At 74.1% G+C, this 16,560-nt stretch carries 18 protein-coding genes; 9 read left to right on the top strand and 9 right to left on the bottom strand.

Annotated elements, in window-relative coordinates; genetic code table 11:
- The first annotated feature begins 106 nt into the window (after positions 1-106).
- Together AB0P24_RS22655 and AB0P24_RS22650 are read left to right on the top strand one after the other, a co-directional pair.
- Positions 107-376 (top strand): DUF2630 family protein, encoded by a 270-nt coding sequence (locus AB0P24_RS22655; RefSeq protein ID WP_365796698.1) that lies wholly within the window; start codon positions 107-109, stop codon positions 374-376.
- Between the two features lie 60 nt (positions 377-436).
- Positions 437-1,378, top strand: coding sequence for an amidohydrolase family protein (locus tag AB0P24_RS22650; protein WP_365796696.1), 942 nt, complete (start codon positions 437-439; stop codon positions 1,376-1,378).
- A gap of 18 nt (positions 1,379-1,396) precedes the next feature.
- Here the strand turns inward: AB0P24_RS22650 and AB0P24_RS22645 are convergent, their stop codons facing one another.
- Complete coding sequence (locus tag AB0P24_RS22645) at positions 1,397-1,648, bottom strand: hypothetical protein (protein ID WP_365796694.1); 252 nt, start codon at positions 1,646-1,648, stop codon at positions 1,397-1,399.
- Between the two features lie 204 nt (positions 1,649-1,852).
- Complete coding sequence (locus AB0P24_RS22640; RefSeq protein ID WP_365796692.1) at positions 1,853-2,515, bottom strand: TetR/AcrR family transcriptional regulator; 663 nt, start codon at positions 2,513-2,515, stop codon at positions 1,853-1,855.
- Positions 2,516-2,597: 82 nt separating this feature from the next.
- Between AB0P24_RS22640 and AB0P24_RS22635 the strand changes: the two genes are divergently transcribed.
- Positions 2,598-3,395: a sugar phosphate isomerase/epimerase gene (locus AB0P24_RS22635; RefSeq protein ID WP_365796690.1), complete on the top strand. Its 798-nt coding sequence runs from the start codon at positions 2,598-2,600 to the stop codon at positions 3,393-3,395.
- A complete protein-coding gene (locus AB0P24_RS22630; protein WP_365796688.1) occupies positions 3,395-4,513 on the top strand; it encodes a Gfo/Idh/MocA family oxidoreductase in 1,119 nt (372 codons plus the stop codon). The genes AB0P24_RS22635 and AB0P24_RS22630 overlap by 1 nt, the downstream gene beginning before the upstream one ends.
- Positions 4,514-4,540: 27 nt before the next feature.
- On the opposite strand, the gene AB0P24_RS22625 is transcribed toward AB0P24_RS22630, so the two are convergent.
- Positions 4,541-4,714, bottom strand: coding sequence for a hypothetical protein (locus tag AB0P24_RS22625; RefSeq protein ID WP_181806154.1), 174 nt, complete (start codon positions 4,712-4,714; stop codon positions 4,541-4,543).
- 200 nt (positions 4,715-4,914) lie between these two features.
- On the opposite strand from AB0P24_RS22625, the gene AB0P24_RS22620 reads away from it, so the two are divergent.
- Complete coding sequence (locus AB0P24_RS22620) at positions 4,915-5,793, top strand: oxygenase MpaB family protein (RefSeq protein WP_365796828.1); 879 nt, start codon at positions 4,915-4,917, stop codon at positions 5,791-5,793.
- A gap of 118 nt (positions 5,794-5,911) precedes the next feature.
- On the opposite strand, the gene AB0P24_RS22615 is transcribed toward AB0P24_RS22620, so the two are convergent.
- From AB0P24_RS22615 to AB0P24_RS22595, 5 genes are read right to left on the bottom strand one after another with little or no spacing between them, the layout of a single operon-like run.
- Positions 5,912-6,394 (bottom strand): MSMEG_6728 family protein, encoded by a 483-nt coding sequence (locus tag AB0P24_RS22615; protein WP_365796685.1) that lies wholly within the window; start codon positions 6,392-6,394, stop codon positions 5,912-5,914.
- Positions 6,394-7,548, bottom strand: a complete 1,155-nt coding sequence (locus AB0P24_RS22610) for a DUF5914 domain-containing protein (RefSeq protein ID WP_365796683.1) — start codon at positions 7,546-7,548, stop codon at positions 6,394-6,396. Before AB0P24_RS22610 ends, AB0P24_RS22615 begins: the two co-directional genes overlap by 1 nt.
- Complete coding sequence (locus AB0P24_RS22605; RefSeq protein WP_365796681.1) at positions 7,545-8,549, bottom strand: phytoene/squalene synthase family protein; 1,005 nt, start codon at positions 8,547-8,549, stop codon at positions 7,545-7,547. The genes AB0P24_RS22610 and AB0P24_RS22605 overlap by 4 nt, the downstream gene beginning before the upstream one ends.
- Positions 8,546-10,078, bottom strand: a complete 1,533-nt coding sequence (gene crtI, locus AB0P24_RS22600) for a phytoene desaturase family protein (RefSeq protein WP_365796679.1) — start codon at positions 10,076-10,078, stop codon at positions 8,546-8,548. Before crtI ends, AB0P24_RS22605 begins: the two co-directional genes overlap by 4 nt.
- The gene (locus tag AB0P24_RS22595) at positions 10,075-10,434 is read right to left on the bottom strand and encodes a hypothetical protein (protein ID WP_365796677.1); all 360 of its coding nucleotides are present in this window, start codon (positions 10,432-10,434) and stop codon (positions 10,075-10,077) included. Before AB0P24_RS22595 ends, crtI begins: the two co-directional genes overlap by 4 nt.
- A 548-nt stretch (positions 10,435-10,982) precedes the next feature.
- Between AB0P24_RS22595 and AB0P24_RS22590 the strand changes: the two genes are divergently transcribed.
- Genes AB0P24_RS22590 through AB0P24_RS22580 form a run of 3 tightly spaced genes read left to right on the top strand, consistent with a single transcriptional unit; the run spans position 10,983 to position 14,547 of the window.
- Complete coding sequence (locus AB0P24_RS22590) at positions 10,983-12,173, top strand: lycopene cyclase family protein (protein ID WP_365796675.1); 1,191 nt, start codon at positions 10,983-10,985, stop codon at positions 12,171-12,173.
- A gap of 41 nt (positions 12,174-12,214) precedes the next feature.
- Positions 12,215-12,946 (top strand): methyltransferase domain-containing protein, encoded by a 732-nt coding sequence (locus AB0P24_RS22585; protein WP_365796826.1) that lies wholly within the window; start codon positions 12,215-12,217, stop codon positions 12,944-12,946.
- On the top strand, positions 12,943-14,547 hold the full coding sequence (locus AB0P24_RS22580) for an NAD(P)/FAD-dependent oxidoreductase (protein WP_365796673.1): 1,605 nt from the start codon (positions 12,943-12,945) through the stop codon (positions 14,545-14,547). The genes AB0P24_RS22585 and AB0P24_RS22580 overlap by 4 nt, the downstream gene beginning before the upstream one ends.
- A gap of 159 nt (positions 14,548-14,706) precedes the next feature.
- On the opposite strand, the gene AB0P24_RS22575 is transcribed toward AB0P24_RS22580, so the two are convergent.
- Positions 14,707-15,369, bottom strand: a complete 663-nt coding sequence (locus AB0P24_RS22575; protein ID WP_365796671.1) for a Tat pathway signal sequence domain protein — start codon at positions 15,367-15,369, stop codon at positions 14,707-14,709.
- A gap of 309 nt (positions 15,370-15,678) precedes the next feature.
- On the opposite strand from AB0P24_RS22575, the gene AB0P24_RS22570 reads away from it, so the two are divergent.
- A complete protein-coding gene (locus AB0P24_RS22570; protein WP_365796669.1) occupies positions 15,679-16,422 on the top strand; it encodes a helix-turn-helix domain-containing protein in 744 nt (247 codons plus the stop codon).
- The last annotated feature ends 138 nt before the right edge of the window (positions 16,423-16,560 follow it).

Genomic DNA, 16,560 nt, shown 5'->3' with positions numbered 1-16,560 from the left:
TAGGGAGGGGGCAGGGGCGCACGGATGGGTGGACGCCCCGGTCGACACCGTCGTCCATCGCGTCGTTCGTCGCGTCGTTCGTCGCGTCATCCGGAGAGGGGCAGCCATGACAGGGTCCGAGGCCGAGGCCGAGGCCGAGAGGGAGATCCTCGGCCACATCACGGAAATGATCAGCCAGGAGAGGGATCTGCGTGATCGGCTGGCACGGAAGGAGATCGACGAGCCGACCGAGCATGCCCGCCTGGCGCATCTGGAGACCGAGCTGGACCGGTGCTGGGACCTGCTCCGGCAGCGCCGGGCCAGGATCGAGGCGGGGCAGGACCCCGGTGCGGCGAACGTCCGTCCCGCGTCAGAGGTGGAGGGCTACCTGTCCTGAGGACCGCGCTCGGCCGGAAGGGGCTGGACTCGTGGCGTGCCGGCACCGATCGTGGGCGGTATGAACGATCACCGAACGGTGCCGGCCGACGCTGCCCGGCACGCTCCCGCGAGCGACGGGGCCTTGGGGGAGGAGGCCGCCGAGGTCCGCCGTTTCCGGGAGCGGCTCGGCCTGCCGGCCCTGGTCGACGTCCACACGCACTTCATGCCCGAGCGGGTCCTGCACAAGGTCTGGAACTACTTCGACACGAACGGGCCGCTGATCGGCGGCCTCAAGTGGCCGATCACCTACCGGAAGGCGGAGGCGGAACGGGCCGCCCTCCTCCGGGAGTTCGGCGTCCGCGCCTTCACCTCGATGCTCTACCCGCACAAGCCCGGCATGGCGACCTGGCTGAACGCCTGGGCCGCCGACTTCGCCGGTCGTACCCCGGACTGTCTGCACACGGCGACCTTCTTCCCCGAGCCTGGCGTCGAGACGTACGTCCGCGAGGCCGTCGAGGAGGGCGCCCGGGTGTTCAAGGCGCACGTCCAGGTGGGCGGGTACGACCCGGCCGGCGAACTCCTGGATGCGACCTGGGGGTTGCTGGCCGACGCCGGGGTCCCCGTGGTGATCCACTGCGGCTCCGGTCCCGTGCCCGGCAAGCACACCGGCTCCGGGCCGATCGCCCGGGTGCTGGCGCGGCATCCGCGGCTGCGGCTGATCGTCGCGCATCTGGGGATGCCCGAGTACGAGGATTTCCTCGCCCTCGCCGAACGGCACGAGGAGGTGCGGCTGGACACCACGATGGCGTTCACCGACTTCACCGAGCGGTTCATGCCGTTCCCGCGCCGCGCCCTGCCCAGGATCGCCGCCCTGGGCGACCGCGTCCTGCTCGGCTCCGACTTCCCCAACATCCCCTATCCGTACGTGCATCAGTTGCACGTACTGGAACGCCTGGACCTGGGAGAGGAATGGCTGCGCGCGGTCTGCCACGACAACGCGGCCCGGCTGTTCCGGTTGTGACCTGGTGTCAGGTGCCGCTCAGGCCGGCCGATGCACGGGCGCGGCGACGACGACGCCCGCCTCCCGCTTCTCGAACGAGCTGACCGACTCCGTCAGGTCGGCCGGCCCGCCACTGTGGTCGATCAGTACGACGGGCTGCTGGAAGCCGTCCCGCTCGACGGGCGCGACGTCAGTGACGGCCTCACGGCTGACCAGGACGGCACGGCCGTCGTGAAAGGGGTCGCGGGGGAGTCGGCCGAGGTTGCGCACGCACGTCCTCGCCGACGGCATGCCAGATCCTCGGCGAGGACGTCCAGACGGGCCGGCAGGCAGACGCGGAGCCGGTCGCCCGTCTTCTCCTGCCGGGCCGAAAGGCCCTCGGCCGGCAGGCGCTCCGCCGGTCGAGGCAGCAGAGCGGCATGACCGGCGCCCCGAACGCCTCCGAGTCCAAGGGGGGCGGTCTTCGGCTGTCCACCGCCTCATGCACCTCCGCGCTCACTGCGCCTTCCCGAGGTGTTCCGGCGGGCCCTGGGGGAGTTCGACGCTGATGAAGCTGCGCAGCATCGTGCGCAGGTGAGCCGGCATGTCGATCTCGTCCGGGCTGAGCAGCCACTGGACCTGCAGGCCGTCGATGAACGCGATCAGATCCGCCGCCAGCCGCGGCGTGTCCACGTGCGGGCGCAGCAACCCGCGGCGCGCCAGGTCGTCGACGGCCGACTGCATCTCGCGACGCGTCCGTTCGTAGCGTGCGACGAAGTACGGGCGCGCGGGATGGTCCGCCGCGGTGGCCTCGCTGGACAGCACCGCGAACAGGCTCACGAGGAGGGGGTTGGCCTGGTTGTGCGCGACCAGCCTGATCATGCTGGCGAAGTACGCGAGGCCGTCGTGGCTGAGCGCGCCCGACTCGAAGAAGTGCTCGCCGTCCTGCCGGTCGCGTGCCTCCAGAACCGCCTCCAGCAGCGACTCCTTGGTCGGGAAGTGGTGCAGCAGCCCCGCGCGCGAGACACCGCAGGCGGCGGCCAACTGGACCATGCTCGCGTTGCGGTAGCCCACCTGCCCGAACGCGGCGACCGCGGCCTCGATGATCTGGGCGCGCCGGCGCTCCCCCTTGGGGTAGTTCCGTGGGGCCGCCTCCGGCCGCGCCGTATCCCTTGCCATGAACAAGATGCTAACGACCCCTAGAAACCAGCACCCCTGTCGGTATTCTGTTCCCGGCTGTCCGCCACGAGAGGAGTTCCCCTTGTCGACACCACAGTTGTCGGTTCAGCTCTACTCCGTACGCCAGGCCCTGGACGCCGACGAAGACGCCGTCCTGGGCCGGCTGGCCGTCCTGGGACTGACCAACGTCGAGGCCTTCGGCTTCGTGCACCGCGCGGGCGAACTCGCCGACGCGCTCGCCCGGCACGGCCTGTCCGCCCGGACCGGACACGCCGGTTTCCTGTCGCCCGACAGCGCGTCCGCGACCGACCTCGACGACACGTTCCGGGCCGCCCGGCGCCTGGGTGCGGAGATCCTCTTCGACCCGTTCGTGCCCGCCTCCCGGTGGGCCGACGAGCAGGAGATCGCGCGTACCGCCGCCCTCCTCAACGAAGCCGCCGAGCGCGCCGCCGACCACGGACTGCGGGTCGGCTACCACAACCACTCCCAGGAGTTCGTGCACACCGTCGGCGGAGTCAACGCCTTCGACCGCTTCGCGGACCTCCTGAACCCGGAAGTCGCCCTGGAGATCGACCTGTTCTGGGCCGCGGCCGGCGGCAACGACGTCGTCGCCCTCCTCAACCGGCTGGGCTCCCGGGTACGCGCCCTGCACGTGAAGGACGGACCCGTCATCGACGACCCGTTCACCTCGGGCGCCCCCTTCGACCCCGCCGACACCGGCCAGGTCCCGGCGGGCCGGGGACAGATCCCGCTGGCCGCCGCGCTGGACGCGGCACCGCACGCCGAGTACGCCGTCATCGAGTTCGACCACTACGACGGCGACATCTTCGAGGGCATCGCGACGGGCATCTCCTACCTGAAGGGAAAGGGCATCGCCTGATGACGGCACACAAGCCGGTCGGCGTCGGCGTCATAGGCGCCGGCAACATCAGCGACCAGTACCTGACCAGCCTCACGCGGTACCCCGACCTGCGCGTGGCCGTCGTGGGCGACCTCGACACCGCTCGCGCCGAGACCCAGGCCCGCACGTACGGCGTGGCGGAGTGGGGGACGGCCGCGGACGTCCTCGCCCACCCGGACACCGAGATCATCGTCAACCTGACCGTGCCCGCCGTGCACGCCGAGGTCAGTTCGGCGATCCTCGCCGCGGGCCGGCACGTCTGGTCCGAGAAGCCCCTCGCCGTGGACCGCGCCGACGCACGAGCCCTGCTCGACCAGGCCGCCGAGGCCGGCCTGCGGGTCGGAGTCGCCCCCGACACGATCCTCGGCCCCGGCCTCCAGACCGCCCTCCGCGCGATCGCCCGCGGCGACATCGGCACCCCGCTGTCCGCACAGACCGTCATGCAGTACGCCGGACCCGACCTGTGGCACCCGAACCCGGAGTTCCTGTTCGCCAAGGGCGCCGGCCCCCTCTTCGACATGGGGCCCTACTACCTCAGCGCCCTGGTCTGCCTGTTCGGTTCGGTCTCCCGGGTCGCCGCGCTCGGTTCGACCGCCCGCACGGTCCGTACGATACGCAGCGGGGAGCGCGCGGGCACCGAGTTCACCGTCGCCGTACCCACGCACGTCTCCGCGCTCACGCAGTTCGAGAGCGGCGGCGTCGGCCAGAGTGTGTTCAGTTTCGACTCCCCGCTGACCCGTACCGGGTTCGTCGAGATCACCGGCGCCGAGGGCACGCTGGTCCTGCCCGACCCCAACACCTTCGCCGGCGAGGTGCGGATCACGCGCGTGCCGCAGCGGGGCCGGGACCCGGAGTGGGAGACCGTCCCGACCGTCGGTGTCGAGGGCGGCCGCGGGCTGGGAGTCCTGGACATGGCACGGGCCATCCGGGGCGGGCACCCGCACATCGCCACCGGAGACCTCGGCTACCACGTCCTGGACACCATGACGGCCATCGAAGAGGCCGTCATCTCCGGCGAGACCGTCCACATCGGCAGCGCGGCCCCCGAGACACCGCTCGTCCCCGAGGACCGGGACCCCTACGAAGCCACCCTGTGACCGAGCCCCGGCGCGCGGGATCCACGATCAGCGCCGGCCGCGGTACCTCCAGCCCGTGCCGACGCCCGCCAGGTGCAGAGCCAGGGCCGTCAGCCCCAGCAGCATCACGTTCGTGGACGTGAAGACGTCGTTGGTGCCGATGTCCGCCGCATTGATCAGGAAGGCGATGAAGAACAACGCCGCTCCCACCAGGCCGAGCATGGTCAGTCTCCTTTCAGCAGCATGCATCCCGTCTGCCCGCGCATTCCCTGCACAAGCCCGAAGACCGGCGCACCGCCCTCTGAGCCCTCTGAGCGGCCCGGCCGCCGGCAGGGGGCCGGGGTGACAGGCCTGTCGGCCGGTGAAACCATGCAGGAGCCGAGGAAGGGTGGCCAGCCGTGGTGCCGGATGTCCGTGCGTCCATGGGCGCGATGATCTTCCGCCGGGTGGCGGGCCCCGACGGAGCGGCGGTCCGCGCCCGCATCCACGACACCCCCGGCCCGCGCTGGTTCGCTCCCGGGCGTCCGATCCGCGTCGTCCACGGCGACGCGTCGATGTTCGTCGGCGGACTCGGCGCCCTCCTCCTCCAGTCCCTGCACCCACTCGCGATGGCCGCCGTCGCCGCGCACTCCGGATACCGCGGGGACCCGTGGGGGCGGCTGCAACGCACCAGCGCCTTCCTGGCGGTGACCACCTACGGCGTGGCGGACGACGCCCGGGCTGCCGTGGAGCAGGTGCGGGGCATCCACGAAAAGGTGCGCGGGACCACGCCGGAGGGGGAGCCGTACCACGCGGCCGATCCCCGGCTGCTCGGCTGGGTGCACGCGGCCGAGACGGAGTGCTTCCTGCGCGCCCACGAGCGCTACGGTTCCGGCCCGCTGGACCGGGCCGGGTACGACGCCTATGTGGCCGACACCGCGCGGGTGGCCGAGGCACTGGGAGTCGACGATCCGCCACGCGACCGCCGCGCCCTGACCGCGCGGCTGGCCGCCTACCGGCCCGAGCTCAGGGCCACCCCCGAGGCCCGGGCCGCGGCACGCTTCCTGCTCCTCGAACCGCCGCTGCCCCTGCCGGTCCGTCCCCTGTACGGCGTCCTGGCCGCCAACGCCGTGACGCTGCTGCCCTCCTGGGCCCGGACACTGCTGCGGCTGCCGCGTCTCGCGGTCGTCGAGGACATCACGGTCCGCCCGGCCGGCCACCTGCTCACCCGCACGATCCGCTGGGCCATGAACCCACCACCGGGCGCATCGTCGTCGACGAGCAGCCCCCGGCTCGGGACGCGCACCGCGGACGGACGGTGACGGCCGCGCACGACCGCCGCCAGGAGACGGTCGTGGAGGCGGCGTCGGCCCCGTGCCCGGGGCCCCGGAGCATCGCGGCGAGCGGCATCTCGCGCCAGGACCGTCCTGGCGGTGCGGTTCACCGGCCGGTGGGGGTGTCCCCGCGATCCGACGGCGGCCACACGTACGGCAGGTCGTTGTGCACCCCGGGGAACAGAGGGGCGTACACGTCCTGGTCCTTGCGGACGAGCGCCGATCGGTGGCTCTCGTGGAACGCCTCGTCGCCGAGCCAGGGCGGCAGCTCCCCGGCGGCCGCCAGTTCCGCCTGGTCACGCACCCGGGCGCCCGGGCGGTACGCGGCGAACCCGGCGACCAGGGAGGCGGCGCAGCTGTCCTGGTGGCCCTTCTCCCGCCAGACCCGGCAGATCTCCAGGCCGTACCGCACGAGCGCCTCCTCGTATCCGGTCCACATCCGTACGGCCGGGTGGCGGCGCCATCCGTAACCGGGGACGGTCAGGCCGCGGAGGACCTGCAGGGCCTCGACGCGCTGCTTGCCCAACCGGCGCCGGTCCAGCAGCAGCGCCGTCCGCCGGAAGTCGGGGTCGGGCAGGAACGTCTGCATCAGTCGCCGGTTCGTTTCTTGCGCGGCACGGACGGCTTGGAGGCGGTCGGCGCGCCGGACTCGGCGCCGCGCGCCCGGCAGCGCGGGTCCTCGGGAGAGCCGTCCACCCTCTTCGCGTCCTTCGCGTCCTTCGCCAGCGCGGTCCCCGTTTCTCTCCCCCCGCGTTCCCTCAGCTCACGCAGCCGGACGGCGTAGGCGAGGTCGTCGTGCCAGAGGCGGCCCGCCGCGGTGCGCAGCAGCGGGCGCAGGGCCGGCGCCAGGGCGCGGGCCAGGGCGAATCCGGGCCGCTTCGACGTGGCGACGACGGCTTCCACCACGGCGGTGCGCGGCCGGCCCAGTTCGTCCGGGCCGAGTGGGGTGGCGTGCGTCTCCACCACGGACCCGGCTCCCGCGCCGTCGGTGATCCGCATGAGCACCGTGCGCGGCTCGGGCGCGGTGAACTCCGCCCGCACCGGCACGACGACCCGCCGGGCGAGGCGGAAGGAGACGTCGACGACGAAGGTGTCGTCGTCCTCGCCGTCGCCGGGTGCCCGGACGACGGCGAGGTCCACGAACGAATACGGATGGAACCACGCCCCGTGCCACGGGTCGAGGCGGTTCGCCACCACGTCCCTCGGCTCACACGCCCCCACACCCGTCCAGACCGCGTGCACGGATGCCGCGAGCGCGGGTCTGACCGGCACCATCGGCGCTCGCGTGGGCTCTTCACCGCCCACCGCGTCCAGCCTCACCCACACCAGCACACCGTCGTCGTGGACGGGCAACGGCTCCCAGCCGGCGTACCCGGATCCGTCGAGGGACAGACCGTGCCAGCGGCACACCAGGGTGCCGCAGCGCACCGGGCTGTCCGCCAGCGGCGCGCCCAGGTGGGGGCACTGCCCCGGGCCGCCGACCAGGCGTCCGCGCGCGTCGCGCCAGACGACGACCTCCGTGCCAGCGACGGCGCCCGACAGCGGGCGGGCCGGCGTGACGTCCGCGGTGGCGCCCAGCACGAACCAGTTGCCCGACGGGCGGACCAGGGCACGCCGGAGCGCGCCCGCGATGACGGCGGGCCGTGCCTGCCGCCAGGTGGGCGCCTGGCGTTCCCAGCGCGCGGGGCGGCGGCGCAGCCGCAACGGGTGGCGGGCCCTGCGCGGGTTCGGGTCGGGGCTCATCCGGGCTCCTCGGCGGGGATCGGGCGGGAACCGGCCGTGACGGCGGGGGCGGACCCGGCGTGGCGGCGCGCGGTAAGCCGGGCGGCCGCGAGCCGGGCGAGCCCGTCCGCGGCCACGGCCGCCCGCCGGCGCCGGGACACCACAGCACGCCGGTGCAGTACCGCGTACCCGTCGTCCGCGATGGCGTCGAGGATGCTCCCGTAGAGCACGAAGGCGGCCCGGATGCAGGGGCGCGCCACCGGGTCCAGCATGGCGAGGCCCGGTGCGGCCTGCCGGTAGACCGCCCGGGTCAGGTCCTCCCCGGCCCGCAGCGCGGCCGTGATGCGCCGGTCCGGGCACCCGGTGCTCCTGCTCCAGCGCAGCAGCTCCCGGTCGACGCCGTGCGCGGCGAGCAGGTCCGCGGGGAGGTACACCCGCCCGCGGTCCAGGTCCTCACCGACGTCGCGCAGGAAGTTGGTCAGCTGGAAGGCCACACCCAGCGCGGCCGCGTGCGGCGCCGCCTCGGCCCGGGGCACGACGGTGCCGAGCACGGGCAGCATCTGCAAGCCGATGACCGCGGCAGAACCGTGCATGTACTGCCGCAGTTCGTCATAGCTGGCGTACGCGCCGACGGTGAGATCGCTGCGCATCGAGGCCATGAAATCGGTGAAGTGGGCCGGGTCGATGGCGTAGCGGGCGGCGGTGTCGGCGACGGCGAGGACCACTGGTTCACCGTCCGGCGGAGAGCCGTCGAGCGCCTGCCGCAGCCGTGCCTCCAGCCGGTCCAGGGCTCCCGCGCGCTGCGCGGGCGTGGCCGGCCCGCCGAGGTCGTCGACGATGTCGTCGGCCCACCGGGCGAAGCCGTACAGCGCGTGCACGGCAGGCCTGCGCGCCGCGGGCAGCAGCCGGGTGGCCAGGAAGTAGGTGCGGCCGTGGCGGGCGTTGAGCCGCCGGCACCGCTCGTAGGCGTCGCGCAGGGCCGGGTCGGTGATGCCGGCCGCGTCGAGTTCGCGGCGGCTCATCGGCTCCCGCTCCGCACGGCAGGGGCATGCGCCGAACGGCGCCGCGGGGACGGTGATCCGGTGATCCGTGCCGCGGCCAGCCTGCCGGAGATCAGCACGGTCGGTACGCCCACACCGGGGGTGGTGCCACAGCCGGCCAGTACGACGTTGTCGAAGCCGCGCACCAGGTTGCGGGGGCGGAAAGGACCGGTCTGGGCGAAGGTGTGAGCGGCCGAGAACGGTGTGCCCGCGGCATGGCCCTGCGCGGCCCAGTCGGCGGGAGTCACCAGGCATTCCTCCTCGATGGCGGAGGCGATACCGGTCATTCCCCGGCGGTCGAGGGTGGCCAGGAGGCTGTCGCGGTACCGGGGAGCCAGCTCGGCCCAGTGCGCGCCGGGCATCCCGACCTCCGTGTTGGGGCAGGGGGCAAGGACGTAGTGCAGGTGCCGTCCCTCGGGGGCCAGACCTGGGTCGCCGGCGGTGGGCCGGGTGATCAGCAGGGACGGGTCGGTCATCAGGCGGCCGGTCCTGGTCAGTTCCTCGAAGGTGCGCTGCCACGCGGCGCCGAAGGACAGCGTGTGGTGGGCGAGGTGCGGCCAGGTGCGGGTGGTGCCGACGTGCAGGACGACGGCAGAGGGGGCGTAACGCAGCGGAACCGGGCGACGCGGCCGGCGGCCCAGCAGCCGGTGGGCGACCGGCAGGTCGGGGGTGAGGACGACCGCGTCGCACGGGATGCGCTCATGCGCCGTGCGGACCGCGGTCACCCGGTCCCCTCGCCGTTCCAGGTGCGTGACAGCGTGGCCGAAGCGCAGCTCGGCGCCGGCGTCGGCAGCGGCGGCGCCCATGGCGCGGGGCAGCGCGTGCATCCCGCCGCGCGGGAAGTACACGCCTGCCACGGTGTCCATGTACGCGATGACGGCGTAGGCGGCCAGGGCACGGGCCGGTGCCACACCGGCGTACAGGGCCTGGAAGGAGAACACCCGCCGCAGGCGCTCGTCGCTCAGGAACCGCGCGATGCGCGCGTCCAGCCGGCCGAAGCCGCCCAGGGCGACGAGCCGCGCGAGGTCCGGCGTCAGCAGACCCAGCGGGGAGTCGAAGTTGACGTCGATGAACCGACGCATCTGCACCACGTACAGCTCTTCGAGCCAGCTGCGCAGCCGGCGGTAGCCTGCCGCTTCCCGGGCTCCGCCGAACCGCTCGACCTCCGCCTCCATCGCGGCCTGGTCGGTGTGCACGTCCAGGGTGCTCCCGTCGGCGAAGCAGGCCCGGTAGGCGGGGTGCAGCGGGATGAGGTCGACGCGGTCGGCGAGGCGCTCACCGACCGCCGCGAAGGCCTCGTCGGCCAACTCAGGCATCGTCAGCACGGTCGGTCCGGTGTCGATGAGGTAGCCGCCGAGGTCGCGTCGTCCCGCCCGGCCGCCGGGCAGTGGGCCGCGCTCCACGACGGTCACGCGCCGGCCCGACCCCAGCAGGTGCAGGGCCGCCGACAGGCCGGACAGGCCCGCGCCCACCACCACGACGTGGTCCGTTCTGCCGCGCACCGTCCTCATCGCCGTCCCCGTCCGGTGCGCGGGAGTTCGCGCCCGCCGCCCGCCGCGCGGACATCCGGATCGAACCGGCGGCCCACTGCCCGCGGCGACTTCCGCGACCGCCCGGCGGGAGGCTCGCGCAGGACGGCGCCCGCCGGCGGCCGCACGCTGCGGACGCCGAAGCGCTCCGCCTGGTGTGCCACCGCCCCGGCGCGGCGCTCGTCGACGATCTGCTCCAGGCAGCGCCCGACGGCAGTCGGCAGGCCGGCGTCCACGTCCGCCGGGCGCGGGGCGTGCGGCCCCGGCCGGCCCTCGGCGGGGCTGAACGGTGGGCGCCGGGTCCCGTCCGGAACGTCGTGGGTCCTGCTGGTGGGCATCCCGCTTCCTCTCGTCGGTACGAACCGGCGCTGAAGGGCCTGTCCGGGGGGTCCGTCGCGCAAGGCGGTCCGGAATCCTGCCGCGATGCCGGGACCGCACGCGGACGGCGGCGGCGGGCGTCCGGCGCCGCACTCGCGGGACCCCGGGCCACCCGGGTGTCGCCCCGCGCGGCCGGACGCCCGGAGCCCGCCCGCGTTCCGTCCGCCCGCGGCGGGATTCACGCACCGCACGCGCCGATGCCTTCCCCGCCATGACCGGTCCGCCGCGCAGTGGCCCCTGAATGCCCCGGCCCGCCACCTGTTCGGCGGACGGCGGCGCGCGAGGGACCTTTCACGGCGCGCATCCGTCGGCGGGCGGGTCGGGGACGTGCCGTCACGGTGGGCCGGCCTGGCTTCGGCGTGTGCTTTCGGCTGTCGGCCACTGGGCCGGTGGGTGGCGCCGCGGGAGCGGGCCAGCGTGGCGCACGTCCGCCACTGGGGAGGGCGGGAATACTCCGCCGCAGCGCCCGCGCCGCGCGGACGGTGGAGGCGGAGCCGAGGAGGAGGCCGTGGGCGAGTCGGACATCATCATCATCGGTGGCGGCGCCGCGGGGCTTTCCCTGGCCCACCGGTTGCCGACGGACACGGCCCGGCGGCCCGCGGTGTCCGTCGTCCTGGTCGACGCGCCGGCCGGGCCGCTGCGGGCACCGCCGCGGACGTGGTGCTTCTGGGAGGCGGGCCCCGGCCGCTACGACTCCGCGGTGACCGCCTCCTGGGCGTGGCTGCGCGTCCACAGCCGGCACGGAACCGCCGTACGGCGCCACATCGCCCCGTTTCACTACAAGATGATCCGCTCCGGCGACTTCGAGGCACTGGTGGGACACGACCTGGCACGGCGGCCGAGGATCAGCCGGCTGCACGCCACCGTCCAGGACGTGGCCCTCGACCCCGACGGCACCGCGCGCGTCCTGGCCACGGACGCCTCCGGGGCCCGAGTCGGCATGACCGCCCGCTGGGTCTTCGACTCCCGCCCCCCGCATCGTCCGCCCACCGCACGCACCCGCCTGCTCCAGCACTTCCGCGGCTGGTTCGTCCGCACCCGGAGGCCGGTGTTCGACCCGGACGTGGCCGACCTGATGGACTTCCGCACACCGCAGCCGGCGCGCGGACTGTCCTTCGGATACGTCCTGCCCACCAGCCGGCACAGCGCGCTGGTCGAGTACACCGAGTTCGGCCCGGCCCCGCTGACCGCCGACGCCTACGACGCCGCGCTGGAGCACTACACCCGGCGCGTACTGGACACCGGCCCGGTGGAGGTGCACGCGACGGAACAGGGGATGATCCCCATGACCGACGCCGTACTCACCGACCCCACCGCACGCACGGTCTTCCGCATCGGCGCCGCCGGCGGCTGCACGCGGCCCTCCACCGGCTACACCTTCGCCGCGATCCAGCGGCAGACGGAGGCCGTCGCCCGTGCCGTCCGCGCGGGCCGCCCGCCCGTCCCACCGCCGCCCCACCGGCGGCGCGCCCGGATGATGGACGCCGTCGTCCTGCGCGCACTGGACACCGGCCGCATCGACGGCCCCGACTTCTTCTGCCAACTGTTCGACCGCGTGCCCACGGCACGGCTGCTGCGGTTCCTGGACGGGCGCACCCGGCTGCACGAGGACCTCGCGGTCGGCGTACGCACCCCCGTGGCACCGATGCTGCGCACGGCGGCGGAGCTGCTGTGGCTGCCCCGCCGGCCCGCCCCCTGACCGACCGGCCGGGCGGACGACCCGGCGCCGAGGAGTTCCTGATGACCCTGCTGCACGATGCGGCGCTCGCCGAAGCCTTCGACCGCGGCGCCGGCAGCTACGACCGCCTGGTGACACTCAACCCGGGCTACCACGCGCAGCTGCGCCGCTCCGCCCGACGCCTCGCCCTGACGGCCGGGGCCGCCGTGCACCGGGTGCTCGACCTCGGCTGCGGCACGGGAGCCTCGACCGCGGCCCTGGCCGCCGCCCTTCCGCTCGCGGAGATCGTCGCGGTGGACGCCTCGGCGGGCATGCTGCGCCGGGCCACCGCCAAGACCTGGCCGGCCCGGGTGCGGTTCGTCCACGCCCCGGCGGAAGACCTGGGCACGGCCGGCGTGCGCGGCCCCTTCGACGCGGTCTTCGCCGCCTACCTGTTGCGCAACCTCGCCGACCCGGACGCGGTGCTGCGCACGGTGCTGGAGCTGCTGGCGCCGGGGGGCCGGCTCGGGGTGCACGAATACGCGCTCAGCGGGCGGCGCGTGGACCGCGCGGTGTGGTCCGCCGTCTGCGGGGGCGTCATCCTGCCGCTCGGCGCGGCCACCGGCAACGGCGGGCTCTACCGCCACCTGCGGCGCAGTGTCGCGGAGTTCGACACCGCGCCGGCGTTCGCGGACCGGATGCGCCGGGTCGGATTCGACCGGGTCGGCGTGCTGCCGCTGCCGGGCTGGCAGACGGGTATCACCCACACCTTCCTCGCCCGGCGGCCGCCCCGGCGTCCCGAGGGCGCTCGGTGAACGGCCGGGCCGGCGGCGGGCCGCCAGGCGGCCGGGACCGGCGGGCGCAGGCCGTACCGGTCCGGCCGGGAACGGACCGGGTCCGGGACGATCCGCCGGTCACCGCGGTGATCGGCGGCGGCATCGCCGGTCTCGCCGCGGCCACGGTGCTGGCGGAGCGAGGCGTCCGCGTGGTGCTGTACGAGCGCGATCCCTGTCTCGGCGGCCGGGTGGCGGGATGGCCGATCACCCTTCCCGACGGCACCCGCGCCACGATGAGCCGGGGCTTCCACGCCTTCTTCCGCCAGTACTACAACCTGCGGGCCCTGCTGCGTCGGGTGGACCCCGCACTGGGCATGCTGACCGGCCTGCCCGACTATCCGCTCAGACACAGCAGCGGTCTGTGCGACAGTTTCCGCCGCGTGCCGCGCACGCCCCCGTGGAACGCGCTCGGCTTCGCAGCGCTCAGCCCCACGTTCCGGCTCAGGGACCTGCTGTCCATGTGCCCCGGCGCCGCGCTGCCCCTGCTGGACGTCCGCACCAGCCGGGTCCACGAGGACCTCGACCAGGTCAGCGCCGACGCCTTCCTGGACGCCGTGGGCTTTCCACGGGCCGCGCGGCATCTGGCCTTCGAGGTGTTCTCGCGAAGCTTCTTCGCCGACCCCCGACAACTCTCGGCGGCCGAGATGGCACTGATGTTCCACATCTACTTCCTCGGCTCGAACGAGGGCCTGCTGTTCGACGTGCCCCGTGAGCCGTTCCCCGTGGCGCTGTGGGAACCGCTGGCGGGCCACCTGGCGCGGCACGGCACCGAACTGCGCACCGCCACGCCCGTCGAGTCCGTCCGTCCCGGTCCGGACGGCGGCCTCCTCGTGGCCGACGCGACCGGTACCCGGCACTTCGACGCCGTCGTGCTGGCCATGGACGCCGGTGGTCTGCGAACCGTGGTCAGCCGCTCCCCGCGGCTCGGCGACACCGCGTGGCGCGCCCGGATCGCGCGACTGCGCACGGCCGCGCCGTTCCTGGTGTCCCGGCTGTGGCTGCGGGGCCAGGTCGACCCCACCCGGCCCGGCTTCCTCGGGACCAGCGGGTACGGGGCGCTGGACAACGTCAGCGTCCTGTCCCGGTGGGAGGGCGAGGCGGGGCGCTGGGCGGCGCGGACCGGGGGATCGGTCGTCGAACTCCACGCCTACGCCGTGCCACCGGCCGCCGACCGCCACGGCACCGAGCGGCAACTCGTCGAGCAGCTGCACCGGGTGTACCCGGAGACACGCCGGGCCCCCATCGTCGCCGCACGGCACGAGTGGCGGGCGGACTGTCCCCTGTTCCCCGTCGGCGGGTACACCCACCGTCCCACGGTGCGCACCCCGGACCCGGCCGTCGTCGTCGCCGGCGACCTCGTCCGCACCGACCTGCCCGTCGCCCTGATGGAACGCGCGGCCACCTCGGGTTTCCTCGCCGCCAACACTCTGCTGGAGCGGTGGGGGGTGCGCGGGGAGCCGGTATGGACCGTCCCGGACGGCGGCCGGTCCGCACTGCTTCGCGCCCTGGCGGCGCGCAGCCGAGCCGGAAGGCGGGGCCTTGGCAGCGGCGCCGGCCGAGATCACGCCGAACCCGGGTGACACCAGGCGGTGTTGGCGCCGTCCGACCGCCCGGGCGCCGCGCTGCCGGCTCCGTACGGCGGGCACGGACCGAGGCGGTCGGTGCCCGTCGTACGGAGGAGGGGCGGGGGAGTGGCTGCCCGGGCCTTGCGGCTGGGCGTCAGTCCCCTCTGGCGGCGGTCAGTTGGTGTAGACGGCCGGGGAGCCGCTGACGCTGCTGTCGACGACCGGCGCGTAGGCGGCCGTGAAGTATCCGCTCGCCGCGCACAGGGAGGAACCGGACGCCTTGGTGAAGGCCTGGTTGGTGAAGGTCAGGCTGTTGGCGGTGTTGGAGCTCACCGCGGAGAGACCGGACGCCCGGTAGACGCAGTTGACGGTGCCCAGCAGGGTGGACAGGACCACCGTGGTCTGGATGGTGCTGCCCGAGGCCGGGGTCACCGTCACGGTGCCGCCCGAGGCGGCGGACGTGGTGTAGGGCAGGTTGTTGACGGTGACGCTCTGCACGCCGGTGACGCCGGTGACGTTGCTGGTGCAGCCGCTGAAGGTCTGGGAGGTCGCGGACTCGGTCGCGGTGCCCGGGGCGGCGGGGTTCGACGTCACCTTGGCGGACAGCGACGAGCCGGTGCAGGTGATGCCGGTGGAGCCGCCGCTGGTCGTGGCGAGGGCGGCCTTGGTGCCGCTCGCCAGTGACGCGGTGAGTACGTCGCCCACGGAGACGGCGTTGCCGCCGGCGCTGCCGTAGGTGAGCACGGAGCCGGCCGCCGAGACGGAGCCGGCCGGAAGGAGGGTCAGGGCGGACAGAGCGGCGGTGACGGTTAAGGCGGAGACACCGAATCTGCGCATGCGGGAGTCCTCTTTCGGGCGTGCGGGTGGTAGGAGGCAGGGGCGGCCGTCCCGGACGTGGAGAAGGGCGGCGGCCCGGGCATGGCGGTCCCGGGGGGCGGGACTGCCGGACCGGTACGCGTTGCTGATGGCTGTTCCGGCGTCAGGGACACCGGTGGACTTGTTGGCGCCTTGCGGGTGCGTGACACTGACGGCTCAAGCAGGTCGTCCGCCGCAGGCCGGCAGGAGAAGGAAACCTGTGAAGGTTGTAAACCTGACGAGTATTCAACGTCAAGGCATGTCACGTGAGATCGTGAGAAAGGGCCTGGAATGGCAGCAGGTTCGCCGGTGCCGCCTCCGCTGGTGCTGCCCGGTATCCGCAAGGGGCGCGACCCGGAGCGCTCGCTGCGGCGGGGGCCGCGCCGTACCTCGCCCGAGGCCGTCGCCGCCAACCAACGCGACCGGCTGCTGGACGGGTTCGTCCGCACCGTCGCCCAGGTCGGCTACGCCGGCACCCGGGTCAGCGACATCTGCCAGGCGGCCGGCGTGACCAGGCCGGTCTTCTACGAGCTCTTCAAGGGGAAGGAGGACGCCTTCCTCGCCGCCCACCACCACGGCACCTCCCTGGTCTTCGCCGCGATGGAGGACGCCCGTGCCCAGGCCCGCGACTGGCCGGGGCAGGTGCGCGCCGGCCTGGGCGCCCTGCTCGTGATCCTCGCCGAGGCACCCGCCTTTGCGGCGATGGCGATCGTCGAGATTGACGCGGTCGGCCCCGCCGGGCGAGAGGCCCGTGAACACCTGCTGACCCGCTTCCGGGACTACTTCACCGACCTGCCCGACCTGGAACTTCCCATTCCGAAGGAGGAGTTGGTCGACACGGTGGTCGGGGGCGTGTACTCCGCGATCTACCGCCGCATAGCCGCCGGCCGCACCGCCGAACTGCCCGCACTGCTGCCCGGCCTGGCCTTCTCCGTCCTCGCCCCGTTCCTGGGCCCGGAACGTGCCGCCGCCTGCCTGGCCGCTCCGCCCCCCGCCACGGGCCCCCTCCCGGCCTGCCTGAACCCGGAGCCCTGAGCCGCACACGCGCACCGCGGCGGACCCGCCGAGGCGACCGGCGCACAGTCCGCGCGCGGTGCCGATGCCGGCGGTCGTGCCCACCGGTCGGCACCCGCTGCACGGCCGGAACGCCGTTCCTGCCACGTGGGCACCGCT

This window comes from Streptomyces sp. NPDC086519, from assembly GCF_040686075.1.
GTDB classification, from domain to species: domain Bacteria; phylum Actinomycetota; class Actinomycetes; order Streptomycetales; family Streptomycetaceae; genus Streptomyces; species Streptomyces shenzhenensis.
Note: the sequence above shows the minus strand (reverse complement) of the source record. Positions and strands in the feature narration are given on the sequence as shown.